This window comes from Noviluteimonas caseinilytica (assembly GCF_018406605.1).
Taxonomy (GTDB): Bacteria; Pseudomonadota; Gammaproteobacteria; order Xanthomonadales; family Xanthomonadaceae; genus Noviluteimonas; species Noviluteimonas caseinilytica.
This window is the reverse complement of sequence record NZ_AP024545.1, coordinates 2,549,844-2,566,920: the sequence shown is the minus strand read 5'-3', so window position 1 is coordinate 2,566,920 and position 17,077 is coordinate 2,549,844. Positions and strand designations below refer to the sequence as shown.

Sequence of the window (17,077 nt, the reverse complement as noted above, 5' to 3'; positions counted from 1 at the left end):
TCATGCAAAGGTCGGCCCCTTGATCGAAAAGGCGCGCAAGGTGATGCCCCAGCCCGTGGTGGGGTGAGAATTTTCGCCGCCACGTCGGCGAGAAATTCTTACCCCGCCGCGGGTTCGGGCGACGCGGTCTTCACCCCAGGCGGGCTTCTGCAGCGCCCCATGGATCCCCGCCTTCGCGGGGATGACAGCCTCAGGCCGACGCGACTTCTTTTTCCGGCCGCACCGGCGCCGGCGCCACATCATCCGCCACCTTCCGCAACGCCAACCGATAAGCATTGTCCATCGCCGGCACCTTGCCCACCTCGCTGCAGCTCTTGCCCGGGCACACCGCCTGCTGCATGAAGTCCACATCGAAGTTCAAGCGCTCGACCAGGAAATCCACGAACGCCCGCACCTTCGGCGACTGCACGCGCCCGCGCGGGAACACCGCGTTCAACTCGTACTCCGGCCCGTTCCACGCCGGCAGCACGCGCCGCACGTACCCGTTGGCCGTGTACGGCTTCATCATGATGTCGTTGGCGAGCATCAACCCCTCGCCGCCGAGCAACGCACCGCGCAACCCCGCCGGATCGTTGGCCACGAACACCGGATCGATGCGGTAATCGGTGGACTGCGTGCCATCGTGCAAGGGCCAGGCGAACCCGAACCCGTTGCGCCGCTGCTTCTGCATCGCCAGCGTCGAATGGTGTTGCAGGTCGTCCGGATGCAGCGGCTCGCCGTGCTCCTCGAGATAGCGCTGGCTGGCGTACACCTGCGTGCGCAGCACCGCGAGGCGGCGCGCAGCCAGGTTGGAATCCGGCAGGTTGCCTACGCGCAGCGCGACATCGATTTCCTTGTCGATCAAGTCGAGCGGCTCGTTGTTGAGCACCATCTCCACGCGCACTTCCGGATGGCGCGCATGGAATTCGCCGAGCAGCGGCGCGATCCATTCGATGCCCATCGAATACGGCGCGGTGATGCGCAACCAACCACGCGGGCCGCCCTGCAACTGGCCCACCGCGCTCTCGGCTTCGTCGAGCTCGCGCGCGATGCGCTGGCAATGTTCGTAATAGATGTTGCCCGCCTCGGTGAGCCCGAGCTTGCGCGTCGTGCGATGCAACAGTTGTGCGCCGAGGCGGACTTCGAGGTCCTGCACCTTGCGGCTCACCGTGGTCTTGGGAAGGCGCAGCGCGCGCGCCGCGGAAATGAAACTGCCGTGTTCGACCACCTTGACGAAGATCAGGGTGTCGTTGAGATCGCGAGCCATGCACTGCTCCTGATTGGGCCCCCGGCGGGGAGGGAATCGTCGCAGGGACGATTGGACCGGGGCCGGGACAATTATTCCCCGATTTGCCGGCTAATCAAGTGCCACCTGCAAGCCTAAGGTGTGCGCCATCCCCACCCGACCCACCGTGCCATGTCCGTCGTGCAGCGTACCCGCCTCTTCGTCCTCCCGCTCCTCATCGCCGCGCTGGCGGTGCTGGGCTGGCTGGGTTTTGCCGCGATCAGCGAAGCCATGTCCGGTGGCAACGGCCAGGCCTGGCTGATGGCCTGGGTGCTCGCGTTCCTGGTCGGCATGCCGCTGCTGGTGCTCGTCCTCGCGGTGGCCGGCGCGCTCCAGCGCCACGACCTCGCCCGGAGCCTCATCCCATATTCGGGAGAAAACATCCCGGGAGCGGGACAATGACCGCCCGGGCCGCTTTGTTGGTCCTCGGCGCGACCGGTGCCATCGGGCGGGGCGTGGTCCGCGCCGCGCTCGATGCCGGTCGGCCCGTCATCGCGGTGTCCTCCGACCGCGATGGGTTGCGCGAGATGCAGGGAACGCATGCGCACGCCGACTTTCTTCCCCTGGTGGCCACGCTCGACGGCGAACGTCGCGCCGCGGCGCTGGCCGCCAAGCTCCGCAAGCTCGACCGTCCGATCGACGGCGTGGTCGCCGCGCTGTGCACCGAACGCGAGCGCGGCCGCTTGCTCGATGCATCGTCCGACGCATTGCGCGAAGCGATCGACAAGGGCGTGATCGCCCACCTCGCCGCCGCGCGCCATCTCCTGCCGCTGCTCGCGAAGGGCGGCCGCACCGGCGGTTACATCCTCATCGACGGCCCGGGCGGCGAACGTCCGTGGGCCGGTTACGGCCATCGCTCCGTCGGCGCCGCCGCACTGCACATGCTCGCGCGCGTGCTGCACGACGAAGCCCGCGCCCTCGGCGTGCGCCTGCAGCTGCTGTCGCTGCAATGGCCGGTGCGCACGGATGCGAATGCCGCGCACGCCTGTTCGCAGTGGCCGAGCGCGAACGGCATCGGCCGCCGCGTGCTCGAACTCATCGATCGTCGCGATCGCGCACCGACGCAAGCCGTCATCACCTGTACCGGGCCCTGCCCGGACGACGACCCACCGCAAGCCGCGGATATCGATGCGGCCCTGCTGACATCACGCTGTCTGCAGGACGCGCGCACATTGCTCGGATCGATCGCAACGCCCTCCGCTCCCTCCCCCTCCAAGGAAGACACCCATGACCGTCCGACCCGCCGTTGACCAGGCGCCCGCACGCGGGCGCAACGTTCCGCTCGCAGCGCTGCTGTTGTCCGCGCTGCTGCCCGCCGCGATCGCCGCGTGCAACAGCGAAGCCGCGCCGCAGGGCGCGCCGCCGCCGCCGGAAGTGAGCGTCGCCACCGTGCTGTCGAAGGACGTGCAGCAGTGGGATGAATTCACCGGCCGCGTCGCCGCCGTCGAAAGCGTCGACCTGCGCCCGCGCGTCTCCGGTTACGTCCAGCGCGTGGCGTATCGCGAAGGCCAGGACGTCCGCAAGGGCGACCTGCTGTTCGTGATCGACCCGCGCCCGTACCAGGCCGCGCTCGACCAGGCCACCGCCAACCTCGAACGCGCCCGCGCCGAACAGACCCTCGCCCGCATGCAGGACAAGCGCGCGCAGACGCTGATCGAAGCCAAGGCGATCTCGCGCGAAGAGTTCGAGATCCGCAAGGCGGCGTCGTCGCAGGGCAACGCCGGCGTGCGCGCCGCCGAAGCCGCGGTCGCCGCCGCGCGCCTGGACCTGCAGTTCACGCAGGTGCGCGCGCCGATCGACGGCCGCGCCGGCCGCGCGATGGTCACCGAAGGCAACCTCGCCCAGGCCGACGCCACGCTGCTGACCACGCTGGTTTCGCAGGACCCGATGTACGTCTACTTCGAAAGCGACGAGCAGGCCTACCTGCGTTACGGCGCGCTGGCCCGCAAGGGCGAACGCAACGGCGTGCGCAACCCGGTGCACGTCGGCCTCGCCGACGAAACCGGTTATCCGCACGACGGCGCCGTGGACTTCGTCGACAACCAGGTCGATGCGAAGACCGGCACGATCCGCGCGCGCGCCGTGGTGCCCAACCCCGACCGCGTGTTCACCCCGGGCCTGTACGCCCGCGTGCAACTCCCGGGCAGCGGCACCTTCCACGCGATGCTGATCGACGACAAGGCCGTGCTCACCGACCAGGACCGCAAGTACGTCTACGTGCTCGGCGCGCACAACACCGCCGCGCGCAAGGACATCGTGACCGGCGGGATGATCGATGGCCTGCGTGTCGTGCAGACCGGCCTTGCCGCCAACGACAAGGTGATCGTGCACGGCGTGCAGAAGGTCTTCATGCCGGGCATGCCGGTGGCGCCGAAGGTCGTCGTCATGGGCGCGGGACCGGCGGGCGAGAAGGTTGCGGTGAAGTAGCACGTACGGGACCAGGGACCAGGGACTTGGGACCAGGGAAGAGCAGAACGCTCTGCCCCGGGCCTTGCTTTCCCTGGTCCCCAGTCCCCGGCCCCTAGTCCCCGCTTTTCCGAATTACAGCAACGACGCCGCGTCCGCCGCGTCAGCCTCTCCGGAGCCCCCATGGACTTCTCCAAATTCTTCATCGATCGCCCGATCTTCGCCGCGGTGCTGTCGATCGTGATCTTCGCCGCCGGCCTGATCGCGATCCCGCTGCTGCCGATCAGCGAATACCCCGAAGTGGTGCCGCCGTCGGTCGTCGTGCGCACCGTGTATCCGGGCGCCAACCCGAAGGTGATCGCCGAGACCGTCGCGACGCCGCTCGAGGAAACCATCAACGGCGTCGAGGACATGATGTACCTCAAGTCGGTGGCCGGTTCCGACGGCGTGCTGCAGATGACCGTCACGTTCAAGCCGGGCACCAACGCCGACGACGCGGCGGTGCGCGTGCAGAACCGCGTCGCGCAGGCACTCGCGCGCCTGCCGGAAGACGTGCGCCGCCAGGGCGTCACCACGCAGAAGCAGTCGCCCGTGTTCCTGATGGTCGTGCACCTGGTCTCGCCCGATGGCAAGTACGACACGCTGTACCTGCGCAACTACATGCGCCTGCACGTCCGCGACGAACTCGCGCGCCTGCCCGGCGTGGGCGACGCGCAGACCTTCGGCGGCGGCGATTACGCGATGCGCATCTGGCTGGATCCGGACAAGGTCGCCGCCCGCGGCATGACCGCCGGCGACGTCACGCGCGCGATCCGCGAGCAGAACATCCAGGTCTCCGCCGGCCAGCTCGGCGCCGAGCCGATGAAGAACGGCAGCGACTTCCTCACGCTGATCAATGCGCAGGGTCGCCTGCGTTCCGTCGACGAGTTCAAGAACGTCGTGCTGAAGGCCGGCGATGACGGGCAAGTCGTGCGCCTGTCGGACGTCGCGCGCGTGGAACTCGCCGCCGGCGACTACACGCTGCGCGCGCGCCTGGACGGCATGGACGCGGCCGCGGTCGGCGTGTTCCAGGCGCCGGGCGCCAATGCGCTCGCGATCCGCGACGGCGTCGTGGCCAAGATGGAACAGCTCAAGACGCGGTTCCCGCCCGGCGTGGAATACCGCACCGTCTACGACACCACCATCTTCGTCCGCGATTCGATCAAGGCCGTCGTCACCACGCTGCTCGAAGCCATCGCGCTCGTCGTGCTGGTGGTGATCCTGTTCCTGCAGACCTGGCGCGCCTCGATCATTCCGTTGATCGCCGTGCCGGTGTCCATCGTCGGCACGTTCGGCGCGCTGTACCTGCTCGGCTTCTCGATCAACACGCTGACCCTGTTCGGGCTGGTGCTCGCGATCGGCATCGTCGTGGACGACGCGATCGTGGTGGTCGAAAACGTGGAGCGCAACATCGAGGAAGGCCGCACGCCGCTCGAAGCCGCGCACCAGGCGATGAAGGAAGTCTCCGGCCCGATCATCGCGATCGCGCTGGTGCTGTGCGCCGTGTTCGTGCCGATGGCGTTCCTGTCGGGCGTGACCGGCCAGTTCTACAAGCAGTTCGCGGTGACCATCGCCATCTCGACGGTGATCTCGGCGATCAACTCGCTCACGCTGTCGCCGGCGCTCGCCGCCAAGCTGCTGCACTCGCACGACGCGCCGAAGGATGCGTTGTCGCGCGGGATCGACCGCACGTTCGGCTGGGCGTTCCGTCCGTTCAACCGCTTCTTCAAGCGCAGCTCGGCGCAGTACCAGGGCCGCATCGGCGGGTTGCTCGCGCATCGTGGCCGCGTGTTCGCGGTGTACGGCGTGCTGTTGCTCGCCACGGGCCTGGTGTTCTCGTGGGTGCCGCGCGGCTTCATCCCGATCCAGGACAAGCTGTACCTGATCGCGGGCGTGAAGCTGCCGGAAGGCGCGTCGATCGAACGCACGGACGCGGCGCTGAAGAAGATCGCCGCCGCGGCGAAGGGCATCGACGGCGTGGCGCACGAAGTCGCCTTCCCGGGCCTCAACCCGCTGCAGTTCACCAACACCCCGAACAGCGGCGTCGTGTTCTTCCCGCTCAAGCCCTTCAGCGAGCGCCACCAGTCCGCGAAGGAAATCAACGACCAGCTCAACGCGAAGATCGCCGGCATCCAGGAAGGCTTCGCGTTCTCGCTGATGCCGCCGCCGATCCTCGGCCTCGGCAACGGGTCGGGCTACTCGCTGTTCGTCGAAGACCGCGGCAACCTGGGCTACGGCGCGCTGCAGAACGCCGTGCAGGGCTTCCAGGGCATGGCCGCGCAGACGCCGGGCATGGGCTTCCCGATCAGCAGCTACCAGGCCAACGTGCCGCAGCTCGACGCCGAAGTGGACCGCGTCAAGGCGAAGGCGCAGGGCGTTCCGCTGACGGAACTGTTCGACACGCTGCAGACCTACCTCGGCTCGGCCTACGTCAACGACTTCAACATGTTCGGGCGCACGTGGCAGGTGATCGCGCAGGCCGATGGCCCGTTCCGCGACCACGTGGAAGACATCGCCAACCTGCGCACGCGCAACGTCAACGGCGAGATGGTGCCGATCGGTTCGATGGTCACGATCAAGCAGACCTACGGCCCCGACCCGGTCCTGCGCTTCAACGGCTATCCCGCCGCCGACCTGCTGGGCGAAGCCGATCCGCGCGTGATGTCGTCCGGCGAAGCGATGGCGAAGGTGTCGGAGATCGCGACGCAAGTGCTGCCCAACGGCATGGGCTTCGACTGGAGCGACCTGAGCTACCAGGAAGCCACGCAGGGCAACGCCGCGTTCATCGTGTTCCCGCTCGCCATCCTGCTCGCGTTCCTCGTGCTGGCCGCGTTGTACGAAAGCTGGACGCTGCCGCTGGCGGTGATCCTGATCGTGCCGATGTGCATGCTGTCCGCGCTGCTCGGCGTCAAGCTGACCGGTGGCGACAACAACACGTTCGTGCAGGTGGGCCTGGTGGTGCTGATGGGCCTGGCGTGCAAGAACGCGATCCTGATCGTCGAATTCGCCCGCGAACTCGAACTGCAGGGCAAGGGCATCATCGAAGCCGCGCTCGAAGCCTGCCGCCTGCGCCTGCGCCCGATCGTCATGACCTCGATCGCCTTCATCGCCGGCACCGTGCCGTTGGTGCTCTCGCATGGCGCGGGCGCAGAAGTCCGCTCGGTCACGGGCATCACGGTGTTCGCCGGCATGCTGGGCGTGACGCTGTTCGGCCTGTTCCTCACCCCCGTGTTCTACGTCGCGCTGCGCAAGCTCGTTGCGCGCGACGCCCTGCCGGCCACTGCGTCGGCCCACGCCTGATTCCCTCCCCCATGAGGATTTGCATCCAATGAACACCAACAAGATCGCGCTGGTCACCGGCGCCACCCGCGGCATCGGCTTCGAGACCGTCCGCCAGCTCGCCAACCAGGGCGTGCACGTGCTGCTCGCCGGCCGCAACCACGACAAGGCCGTCGAGGCCGCGCTGAAACTGCAGGCCGAAGGCCTGTCGGTCGAAGCGATCACGCTGGACGTCGCCAACGACGACAGCATCGCCACGGCCGCGAGAGAGGTCGCGCGCAAGCACGGCCACCTCGACATCCTGGTCAACAACGCCGGCGTCCTGCGCGACGACTGGGACCGCAAGCCCTCCGAGCAATCGATGACCACGTGGCGCGAGACGTTCGACACCAACGTGTTCGGCGTCATCGCCACCACCAACGCGTTCCTGCCGCTGCTCAGGCAGGCGCCGGCCGCGCGCATCGTCAACGTGTCGAGCCTGCTGGGCTCGATCGCGGCCAGCAACGATGCGGCCTCGGTGATCTACGACATCAAGATCCCGGCCTACAACGTGTCCAAGAGCGCCGTGAACGCGTGGACCGTGCAGCTCGCGCACGAACTGCGCGACACGCCGATCAAGGTCAACGCCGTGCACCCGGGGTCGGTGAAGACCGACATGAACGGTGCCGGGGATCTCGAAGTCGCCGACGGTGCGCGCACCAGCGTGCGCATGGCGCTGCTCGACGCGAACGGCCCGAGCGGCGGCTTCGTCCACTTCGAGGAGACCCTGCCGTGGTGAGTTTGAAACCCCTCGTGCCTGCGCTGGCCGCCGCGTTGCTGGCGGCCTGCGCGGTGGGGCCGGATTTCGTGCGGCCCACCTCGCAGGCGCCCGACACGTTCACGCGTGCCGAAGCGCCGTCCGCCGTCGCGGCCACGCCGGCCGACGACGAATTCTGGCGCCGCTTCAACGACCCGATGCTGACCTCGCTGGTCGAGGAAGCCCTCGCCGCCAACCACGACCTGCGCGTCGCGCTCTCGCGCTACGACCATGCCAATGCGTTGTTGCGTGGTGCGCGGTTCGACCAGGTGCCCACCATCACCGCGCAAGGCACGGCGAGCGACACGCGCCTGAGCGCCGACCAGGCCGCAGGCATCTCGCGCGCCGACCGCGACAACAAGTCGTATTCGGTGAACGCGCAAGCGGCATGGGAGCTCGACTTCTTCGGCCGCGTGCGGCGCAACGTGGAAGCGGAACGCGCGGGCGCGGAAGCGTCGGCGCAGGACCTCGCGGCGGCGCAGGTGGCGATCGTGGGTGAAGTCGCGCGCACGTATTTCGAACTGCGCGGCTTGCAGGAACGATTGCACGTCGCGACCGACAACGCCGCCAACCAGGCGGAGACGTTGCGGCTGGTGCAGGCGCGCTTCGATGCGGGCCGCGGCACGGAGTTCGATACCTCGCGTGCACGGGCGCAGCTCGAAGCCACGCAGGCCAACGTGCCGGCGCTGGAAGCCCTGGCCGCGGTGTCGGAGCATCGCCTCGCCGTGCTCACCGGTCGCCCGCCGGGCGCATTGGTCGCCGACCTCGATCGCGTTGCACCGCTGCCCGCGTTGCCCGATCGCCTCGATGCCGGCACGCCCGGTGCGTTGCTGCGTCGTCGCCCCGACGTCGCCGCCGCGGAATTGCGGTTGCACTCGGCCACCGCGCGCATCGGCGTGGCGACGGCGGACCTGTTCCCCCGCTTCACGCTCGGCGGGCTGATCGGCACGCAGGCCATCGATTCCTCGGCGTTGTTCGAACGCGACAGCGAAACCCGCCTCGTCGCGCTGGGCATCGATTGGTCGTTCCTCGATGCGGGGCGTGTCCGCGCCCGTATCGCGGCGGCCGACGCCGACGCCGAAGGCGACCTCGCGCGTTATCGCCAGACCGTGCTGCTCGCGCTGGAAGACACGGAGAACGCGCTCGTCATCCATGCCCGCGCGCGCGTGGAAGACCAGCATCGCGAACAAGCCGCCGTCGACAGCGCCAATGCCGCGCGCCTGGCCCGCGTGCGTTACGAAGCCGGTGCCGCGGACCTGTTCGAAGTCCTCGACGCCGAACGCACGCGCCTGCAGGCGCAGGATGCGTTCGTCGATGCGCGCACGCGCACGACGACGAGCGTGGTCGCGCTGTACAAGGCGATGGCCGGCGGCTGGCCGGGCCGGATGCCGTTGCGCGAGAAAGTCGCGCGCCAGTGAGTCGTCACCGTCATCCCCGCTTCGGCGGGGATGACGTTGTTCAGAACAATGAACCGGTTTCCGGTTCGAAGTACTGCAACCGGCCTTCAACGATTCGCGCCGCGCCCGTCCACGGATGTTCCTCCGCCCGCCCTGGCGCCATCAGGTGCATGACCTGCCACCCGTGCGCCTTGAAGTCATCCGAAATCAGCCCGCGATGGCACTGCCACCACACGGCCTCCGCGCACATCACCGCCGTCGGTGACGCATTGGCCAACGCTGCCAGTGCTTCATGCGCCGCGCGATACGCCTGGGTGTCCATGTAATCGGCATACGCCCGGAAGCTCGCGTTCCGCCACAAGGTGTTGCGCGAATCCGCCGACGGCGTGCGCCGCCCGCCCAGGGCCGGCATCGGCACATAGGCAACGCCCGCCTCCGCCAGCGCCGGCCCCATCGCCTCGCCCGAAAACTGCGGATGCCGCCGCGAGCCCGCGAAGCGCCGCACGTCCACCAGGGTTGCGATGCCCGCATCGCCCAGCATCGCGACGAAGACGTCCCAGGTCCGCGTCGAGTGCCCGATGGTCCACAAGGTCTGCATGGCGGGATTGTGCATCGGTGGATGGTGGTCACGGTGACGTTCGTCACTTCGCGTTGGCTGCACGTACGCCCCACCGTGGCTTCACTGCGTCCCGCGAACCTCGCCGGGACCTCGCATCCACCCGGGCCCCATGCAACTCACCCTCCGCGACATCCGCAAGACCTATCCCAATGGCGTGCAGGCGCTCGATGGCGTCAGCCTGACGATCCCGGTCGGCATGTATGGGTTGCTCGGGCCCAACGGCGCCGGCAAGTCGACGTTGATGCGCATCCTGGCGACGTTGCAGGAAGCCGACAGCGGCAGCGCGATGCTCGGCGAGCTCGACGTGTTGAACCGCAAGGAAGACGTGCGCAAGACCCTGGGGTACCTGCCGCAGGAATTCGGCGTCTATCCGCATGCCAGCGCGTATTCCCTGCTCGATCACTTCGCCGTGCTCGAAGGCATGGCCGGCAAGGGCGCGCGGCGCGAGGTGGTCGAATCGCTGCTGCGCCAGGTGAACCTGTGGGACGTGCGCCACCAGAAACTCGGCGGCTATTCGGGCGGCATGCGGCAGCGCTTCGGCGTGGCCGTGGCGCTGCTGGGCAACCCGAAACTGCTGATCGTCGATGAGCCCACCGCCGGCCTCGATCCGGCCGAACGCGTGCGTTTCCTCAACCTGTTGAGCGAACTCGGCGAAACCAGCGTGGTGATCCTGTCCACGCACATTGTCGAGGACGTCTCGGAGCTGTGCACGCGCATGGCGATCATCAACCGCGGCCGGATCCTGCTCGAAGCGCAGCCGCAGGACGCGATGACCCACCTCCGCGGCCGCATCTGGCGACGCGTGGTGGCACGGGACGCGCTGCCGGCCGTGCAGCGCGACCACGCGGTGATCTCCACCACCCTGCTCGGTGGCCGCACCGTCGTGCACGTGTACGAAGAAGCGTCGCCGGGCCCCGGCTTCGACGCGACGGAACCCGATCTCACCGACGTGTACTTCAGCACCATGGCCGGGCACATGGGGCAGCACGGCGCGCACGCGGCTGCCGCCGCATGAAGCTCGGCAAGATCTTCCGGTTCGAATTCGCGTACCAGGCACGTCGCGTCGCGACGTGGTTCCAGGTCGTTGCGTTGTGCTTCGTGGCCTGGAGCGTCATCCAGGGCAACTACGTCGATGACGCGCGCAACGGTTACATGCTGGTCAACGCGCCCCTGGTGATCGCCTCGACCACGGTGGTCTGCTGCCTGCTCTGGCTGTTCATCGGCGCGTCCGTCGCCGGTGACGCCGCCGCACGCGATATCGAAACGGGCCAGCATCCTCTCAGCTATTCCGCGCCGGTCGGCAAGTTCGATTACCTGGCCGGCCGCTTCCTCGCGGCGTATGCGCTCAACGCCCTGATCCTGCTGGCGGCACCGGTAGGTATGTGGATCGGCATGCACTGGCCCGACGTCGAACCCGGCATCGTCGGTCCCTGGCGGCCCGCGGCCTTCGCGCTGGCGTACCTGCTGATCGCGCTCCCGAACGCGTTCATCGCGACGGCGGTGCAGTTTTCGTTCGCCGCGCTCGGACGTCGCGCCATCCTGAGCTACTTCGGCAGCGTGGTGTTGTTCTTCGCCTCGATGGGGCTGGCGACGTTCGTCGCGGTGGCGCTGCACCAGCAGGACCTGGCGCGGTTGCTCGACCCGGTGGGGATGATTTCCATCGTCAGCCACCTGTCCGATACGTGGACGCCGACCGAAACGAACACGCGCCTGGTCGGCATGCAACCCATGCTGCTCGGCAATCGCCTGTTGTGGGCGGTCGCGGGCCTCGCGGCGCTTGGCTTCACGTATCGACGGTTTCGCCTCGTCCATCCGGCGGAAGGGCGTCGCCGGTTGCGTCACCGGTTGGCGCGGGCTGCGACGCAGGAGGCTGCGAGCGAGTCACCCAGTGCACGACCGATCTCCGCCTCCTCGCTGGAGGCCGAACGCCACTTCGGCTTCACCACGCACCTGCACCAACTTCGCGCCGTCGCGTCGCGCTCGCTGCGCATGCTCGCGAAAGGCTGGACCGTGTTCGCGCCGCTCGCACTGGTGGCCTTCCTCGCCTGCGTCGCGGTGCCCGCGCGCATGAACTGGGTCGGCGTGCCGTTGCTGCCGCGCACCGAACACGTGCTGACGTATCTCACCGCCGCGCTCGCCAATCCGGGCAACCGCGTGTGGATGGTCATTCCGTTAATGATCATCTTCTACGCCGGCGAACTGGTGTGGGGCGAGCGCGACGCGCGCATGGGCGAAATCGGCGGCACCGCGCCGGTGCCGGATTGGGTCTTCTTCGTCGGGAAGTTCCTGGCGCTTGCACTGTTGCTGGTCGCGTGGATGGTCGTGCTGGGCATGGCCGGCGTGGTCGGACAGGTCGCGCTGGGCTACCACCACGTCGAGATCGGCGTGTACGCGAAGGTCCTGCTCGGGCTGCAACTGACGGACTACCTGTTGTTCGCGCTGCTCGCGTTGACCGTGCACACCGTGGTGAACCAGAAGCACCTCGGCACGCTGGCGGCGCTGGCGCTCTACGGGCTGATCGCGTTCGCGCCCTTGCTCGGGCTCGAACACAAACTGCTGGTGTTCGGCGCCAGTCCGGACTGGTCGTACTCCGACATCCGCGGTTTCGGCGCATCGCTGCTGCCGTGGCTGGCGTTCAAGGCGTACTGGATCGCCTGGGCCGTGTTGCTGGCGGTGCTGGCGCGCCTTGCGTGGGTGCGCGGCCGCGAATCCGACCCTCGTGCACGGCTGGCATTGGCCCGCGCGCGCATGACGCGCCCGACGATGATCACCGCTGCGTTCGCGACCCTCGCGGTGCTCGGCCTGGGCACTGGCATCCTCTACAACACCAACGTGCGCAACCATTACCGGTCGCACGACGCAGGCCTGGCGAACCAGGCCGCGTACGAACGTCGCTACGCGCGTTACGCCGATGTACCGCAACCGCGCGTCACGGCATCGAGCATGCGCGTCGAGCTCTACCCGAAGCAGCGCGCCGCTGATTTCCGCGGTCGCTATCGCCTGGTCAATGCCACTCCGCACGCCATCGACACCGTCCATGTGGCCACCGCCACCGACGACGGCATCGAGACGCGCAGCCTGCGCTTCGACCGGCCGGCGACGCGCGTGCTCGACGACACGCGCCTAGGACATCGCATTTACAAGCTGGCCACCCCGTTTCAACCGGGCGAGTCCATGCAGCTCGACTACGACGTGCGCTTCGCACCACGGGGCTTCGGCAATCGTGGCGCGGACGAGACCATCGTCGGCAATGGCAGCTGGATCAGCGCCCTGCACTTCGTGCCCACCATCGGCTACCAGCCTGCGCGTGAATTGCGCGAAGCCGGCGACCGCCTCACGCAGGGCCTGCCCGCGCGGCCGCGCGTGCCGGTGCTGGAAGACCTGAAGGCGCGCGCAGGCGTACCCGGCGACGCAGGCATGAAGTTCGATGCCATCGTCGGCACGGACGACGACCAGGTGGCACTGGCGCCCGGCACCTTGCGCCGCAGTTGGCGCGAACACGGCCGCCGGTATTTCCAGTACGCCAGCGACGCGCCGATCGGCGAGGACGTGCAGTTCTTCTCGGCCCGCTACTCGGTGCGGCGCGCGCAATGCCAGGGCGTGGGCGTCGAAGTCTTCCACCATCCCGCGCACGACAGCATCGTCGGGACCATGGCCCGCAGCGCGTGTGCGTCGCTCGCGCTCTACACGCGCCTGTACGGCCCCTACCCCTATCGATCGCTGTGCATCGTCGAGAACGCTTCGCGCGACATCGGCGCCCACTCCGAACCCGGCCTCGTCGACTACGGCGATGGCTTCGCGCTGCTGGATCCTTCGCGCGAACCCGATGGCCTGGACCTCGTCTTCGCCGTCACCGCGCATGAAGTCGCGCATCAATGGTGGGGCGGCGCGCGGTTCTCGCCGGCGCGCGTGGAAGGCGCCGGACTGTTGATCGAAAGCATGGCCACGTATTCGGCGACCCAGGTCGTCGAGGACACGCTGGGCTCCGCGCAGTTGCAGGCCTACCTCGACATGATGCGCCGCGAGTACGAAGTGCCGCGTTCGCGCGCATCGCCGCCGCTGCTGCGGGCGACCGAGCAGTTCCTCAACTACCGCAAGGGTCCGTTGGCGATGTACGCGTTGAGCCAGTACATCGGCCGCGACCAGGTGAACCTCGCGCTGCGCCGATTGCTGGAGGCACACCCGCCGGGCAGCACGCCCTTGGCGACCACGCTGGACCTGTATCGCGAATTGCAGGCGGTCACGCCGAGGCAGTACCAACCGGTGTTGCACGACCTGTTCGCCGCCAACACGTATTGGGAGCTCTCCGCGACGCAGGCCAAGGCGACCAGAACGCCCGACGGTCGTTGGCAGGTCGCCGTGGACGTACGTGCGCGCAAGCTGCTGGTCGACGACGCGGGCGCGGAAATCGAGCGCCCACTCGACGAATGGGTCGAGATCGGCGTGTACCCCGGCCCGGCGCAGAAGCAGGAAAACGGCCAGGTGATTCCGGGCAAGCCGATGTGGCTGGCGAAGCACCGGATCACCCGCGCGACGCAGACACTCCTGGTGACGGTGCCGCGCGAACCGGGGTACGTCGGCGTGGATCCGCGCGCCCTGCTCGTGGACGTGCGGCCCCGGGACAATTTCGCGGAAGTGGCGCGTCCGGCGACGCGATAGCGCCCCATTCCCCACCCCGGGTGAAATCCCATTGACGCCCGCGCGTCTACGCTGCCCGCATGAATGGGCATTCCCCGAACCTCGCGCGCAGCGCACAGATCCTCCGCTTCCTCCTGCGGTATCGCGGCGCGGGCGTGTTCACCGGCATCGACCTGGATTCGGCGTCGCTGCCGACGGACGACACCGAGATCGAAGCCGGCGCCCCCGAAGAGTTCGTCGACGACCTCGAGGCGCTCGGCCCCACCTTCATCAAGATCGGCCAGGCGCTGTCGACGCGGCCCGACATGGTGCCGCCCGCCTACCTCGTCGCCCTGCAGCGCATGCAGGACGAAGTGGCGCCCGCGCCGTTCGAAGCCATCCGGCCGGTGATCGAGGACGAACTGGGCGTGCGCATCAGCAAGGCGTTCGTGCGCTTCGACGAAGTGCCGATCGGTGCGGCATCGCTCGCGCAGGTGTATCGGGCCGAATTGCGCGACGGCCGCGAAGTGGCGGTGAAAGTGCAGCGCCCCGGCGTGGCGGAACTGATCCGCGCCGACCTCGACACGCTCGCCGCGATGGCCGACAAGGCCGATCGCATGACGGACATCGGCCGGCGCATCCGCTTCGCCGACTGGGTGCACGAGTTCCGCAAGACGCTGCTGGCTGAACTGGATTACCGCATCGAAGCGGAAAACCTCGCGCGCTTCGCGGACCACTTCACCGCGTATCCCGAATTGTTCGTGCCGCAGCCGATCCGCGACCTGTGCGCCACGCGCGTGCTCACGATGGACCTGGTGCACGGCGTCAAGGCCACCGAACTGTCGGGCATCCGCCGCACCGAACAGGACCTCGGCAAACTCGGCGAGGCGCTGCTGCGCGGTTACCTCGACCAGATGTTCGTGCACGGCGAGATCCACGCCGATCCGCACCCGGGCAACCTGCTGGTGACGAACGACGGCCGCCTGGGCCTGTTCGACCTCGGCATGATCGCGCACGTCCCACCGAAACAACGCGAGCGCCTGCTCAAGCTGCTGTTCGCCTGCGTGGATGGCCGCGGCGAAGAAGTGGCGAACGAATCGATCGCGATGGGGACGCGGCTGGACGATTTCGACCAGGAGCGTTTCGTCCGCGAGATCGGCCAGCTGGTGTCGCGCTATGCCGCGCACTCGGGTTCGCAATCCTTGTCCGAAGGCCGCCTGGTCGTCGAACTGGTGCGCATCGCCACCGCGTGCGGCCTGCGCACGCCGCCGGAACTCAGCCTGCTGGGCAAGACGCTGCTCAACCTCGAACAGGTGGCCTTCGCGCTGGATCCGCAGCTGGACGTCAAGGCGATCGTCGAGACGCACATCCAGCACGTGATGCGCGAGCGCATCAAGCAATCGTTCTCGCCGGCCAACCTCGCCAACGAGATGATGGAAATGCAGGCGCTGGTGCGCGAGTCGCCGCGCAAGGTGTCCGACATCCTGTCGCTGCTCGCCGAGAACCGCCTCACCGTGAACCTCGGCGGCCTGGACGACTCGCAGCTGATGGAGAACCTGCAGAAGATCGCCAACCGCATCAGCGCCGGCGTGATCACCGCCGCGCTGATCCTGGCCTCGGCGATCCTGATGAAGGTGGAGACGCCGGGCATCAAGCTGTTCGGGTATCCGGCGCTGGCGCTGGTGCTGTTCCTGATCGGCACGGGCGTGGGCCTGATGCTGGTGTGGAGTTCGCTGCGCCGCGACCACAAGGCGCGCCCGAAGGAAGAGCGCGGGCCGCGCTAGAATCCGCGTCCCCCGCAAGCCCGCTCGCCCCCATGTCCTCCCCCTTCGGCACCGAGACCGTGCTGGATGTCCGTCACTGGACGGACGCGTATTTCAGTTTCACCACCACGCGCGACGATGGTTTCCGTTTCGAGAACGGCCAGTTCGTCATGATCGGCCTGCCCGTCGCGCAGCCCGACGGCAGCACGCGTCCGCTGCTGCGCGCGTATTCGATCGCCAGCGCGAACTGGGAAGAACAACTCGAGTTCTTCAGCATCAAGGTGCAGGACGGTCCGCTGACCTCGCGGCTGCAGCACATCCAGCCCGGCGATGCGCTGCTGATCGGGCGCAAGCCCACGGGCACGCTGCTGATCCACGACCTGCATCCGGGGCGCAACCTGTACCTGCTCGGCACCGGCACCGGCTTCGCGCCGTGGCTGGCCGTCATCAAGGACCCGGCGACGTACGAACGCTTCGAGCGCGTGATCCTGTGCCACGGCGTGCGCAACGCGCGCGACCTCGCGTATCGCGACTACATCGTCAACGAATTGCCGCACCACGAATTCCTGGGCGAGCAGATCGGGAAGCAGTTGCTGTATTACCCGGCGGTGTCGCGTGAAGGGTTCGACTTCGGCGGCCGCGACCAACGCGGGCGGCTGACCGAGTTGATGGACAGCGGGCGGATGATGGATCACCTGCGCATCGAGCCGCTCGATCCCGCACGCGACCGCGCGATGATCTGCGGCAGCCCGCAGATGCTGGCGGATTTCCGCGGGTTGCTGGACAAGCGCGGTTTCGTCGCCGCGCCGCGCATCGGCGTGCCGGGGGATTACGTGTTCGAGCGGGCGTTCGTCGAGAAATAAGATCGCTTTCACGCCCCGCGCGTTAAGGTCCGCG

Annotated in this window: 12 protein-coding genes; 10 read left to right on the top strand and 2 right to left on the bottom strand. The window is 68.1% G+C overall.

Annotated elements, in window-relative coordinates; genetic code table 11:
- Positions 1-190: 190 nt before the first annotated feature.
- A complete protein-coding gene (locus tag LYSCAS_RS12430) occupies positions 191-1,246 on the bottom strand; it encodes a LysR family transcriptional regulator (protein ID WP_213434344.1) in 1,056 nt (351 codons plus the stop codon).
- A gap of 150 nt (positions 1,247-1,396) precedes the next feature.
- Here LYSCAS_RS12430 and LYSCAS_RS12425 point away from each other — a divergent pair, with 150 nt between their 5' ends.
- The 6 genes from LYSCAS_RS12425 to LYSCAS_RS12400 all read left to right on the top strand — a co-directional run bounded on the left by LYSCAS_RS12425 (position 1,397) and on the right by LYSCAS_RS12400 (position 9,202).
- Positions 1,397-1,666, top strand: a complete 270-nt coding sequence (locus tag LYSCAS_RS12425; protein WP_213434343.1) for a hypothetical protein — start codon at positions 1,397-1,399, stop codon at positions 1,664-1,666.
- Positions 1,663-2,514, top strand: a complete 852-nt coding sequence (locus LYSCAS_RS12420; protein ID WP_213434342.1) for an SDR family oxidoreductase — start codon at positions 1,663-1,665, stop codon at positions 2,512-2,514. Before LYSCAS_RS12425 ends, LYSCAS_RS12420 begins: the two co-directional genes overlap by 4 nt.
- Complete coding sequence (locus tag LYSCAS_RS12415; protein ID WP_213434341.1) at positions 2,492-3,691, top strand: efflux RND transporter periplasmic adaptor subunit; 1,200 nt, start codon at positions 2,492-2,494, stop codon at positions 3,689-3,691. The genes LYSCAS_RS12420 and LYSCAS_RS12415 overlap by 23 nt, the downstream gene beginning before the upstream one ends.
- Before the next feature lie 162 nt (positions 3,692-3,853).
- Positions 3,854-7,009, top strand: a complete 3,156-nt coding sequence (locus LYSCAS_RS12410; RefSeq protein WP_213434340.1) for an efflux RND transporter permease subunit — start codon at positions 3,854-3,856, stop codon at positions 7,007-7,009.
- A gap of 28 nt (positions 7,010-7,037) precedes the next feature.
- The gene (locus tag LYSCAS_RS12405; RefSeq protein WP_213434339.1) at positions 7,038-7,766 is read left to right on the top strand and encodes an SDR family oxidoreductase; all 729 of its coding nucleotides are present in this window, start codon (positions 7,038-7,040) and stop codon (positions 7,764-7,766) included.
- On the top strand, positions 7,763-9,202 hold the full coding sequence (locus tag LYSCAS_RS12400; RefSeq protein WP_213434338.1) for an efflux transporter outer membrane subunit: 1,440 nt from the start codon (positions 7,763-7,765) through the stop codon (positions 9,200-9,202). Before LYSCAS_RS12405 ends, LYSCAS_RS12400 begins: the two co-directional genes overlap by 4 nt.
- Before the next feature lie 40 nt (positions 9,203-9,242).
- Here the strand turns inward: LYSCAS_RS12400 and LYSCAS_RS12395 are convergent, their stop codons facing one another.
- Positions 9,243-9,779 (bottom strand): DUF488 domain-containing protein, encoded by a 537-nt coding sequence (locus LYSCAS_RS12395; protein ID WP_246518233.1) that lies wholly within the window; start codon positions 9,777-9,779, stop codon positions 9,243-9,245.
- Positions 9,780-9,909: 130 nt separating this feature from the next.
- Between LYSCAS_RS12395 and LYSCAS_RS12390 the strand changes: the two genes are divergently transcribed.
- The 4 genes from LYSCAS_RS12390 to LYSCAS_RS12375 are packed head-to-tail and all read left to right on the top strand — an operon-like array spanning position 9,910 to position 17,043.
- Positions 9,910-10,815, top strand: a complete 906-nt coding sequence (locus LYSCAS_RS12390; RefSeq protein WP_213434337.1) for an ABC transporter ATP-binding protein — start codon at positions 9,910-9,912, stop codon at positions 10,813-10,815.
- Positions 10,812-14,459 (top strand): ABC transporter permease/M1 family aminopeptidase, encoded by a 3,648-nt coding sequence (locus LYSCAS_RS12385; protein ID WP_213434336.1) that lies wholly within the window; start codon positions 10,812-10,814, stop codon positions 14,457-14,459. The genes LYSCAS_RS12390 and LYSCAS_RS12385 overlap by 4 nt, the downstream gene beginning before the upstream one ends.
- 59 nt (positions 14,460-14,518) lie before the next feature.
- Positions 14,519-16,201, top strand: a complete 1,683-nt coding sequence (locus LYSCAS_RS12380; protein WP_213434335.1) for an ABC1 kinase family protein — start codon at positions 14,519-14,521, stop codon at positions 16,199-16,201.
- Between the two features lie 32 nt (positions 16,202-16,233).
- Positions 16,234-17,043, top strand: a complete 810-nt coding sequence (locus LYSCAS_RS12375) for a ferredoxin--NADP reductase (RefSeq protein WP_213434334.1) — start codon at positions 16,234-16,236, stop codon at positions 17,041-17,043.
- The last annotated feature ends 34 nt before the right edge of the window (positions 17,044-17,077 follow it).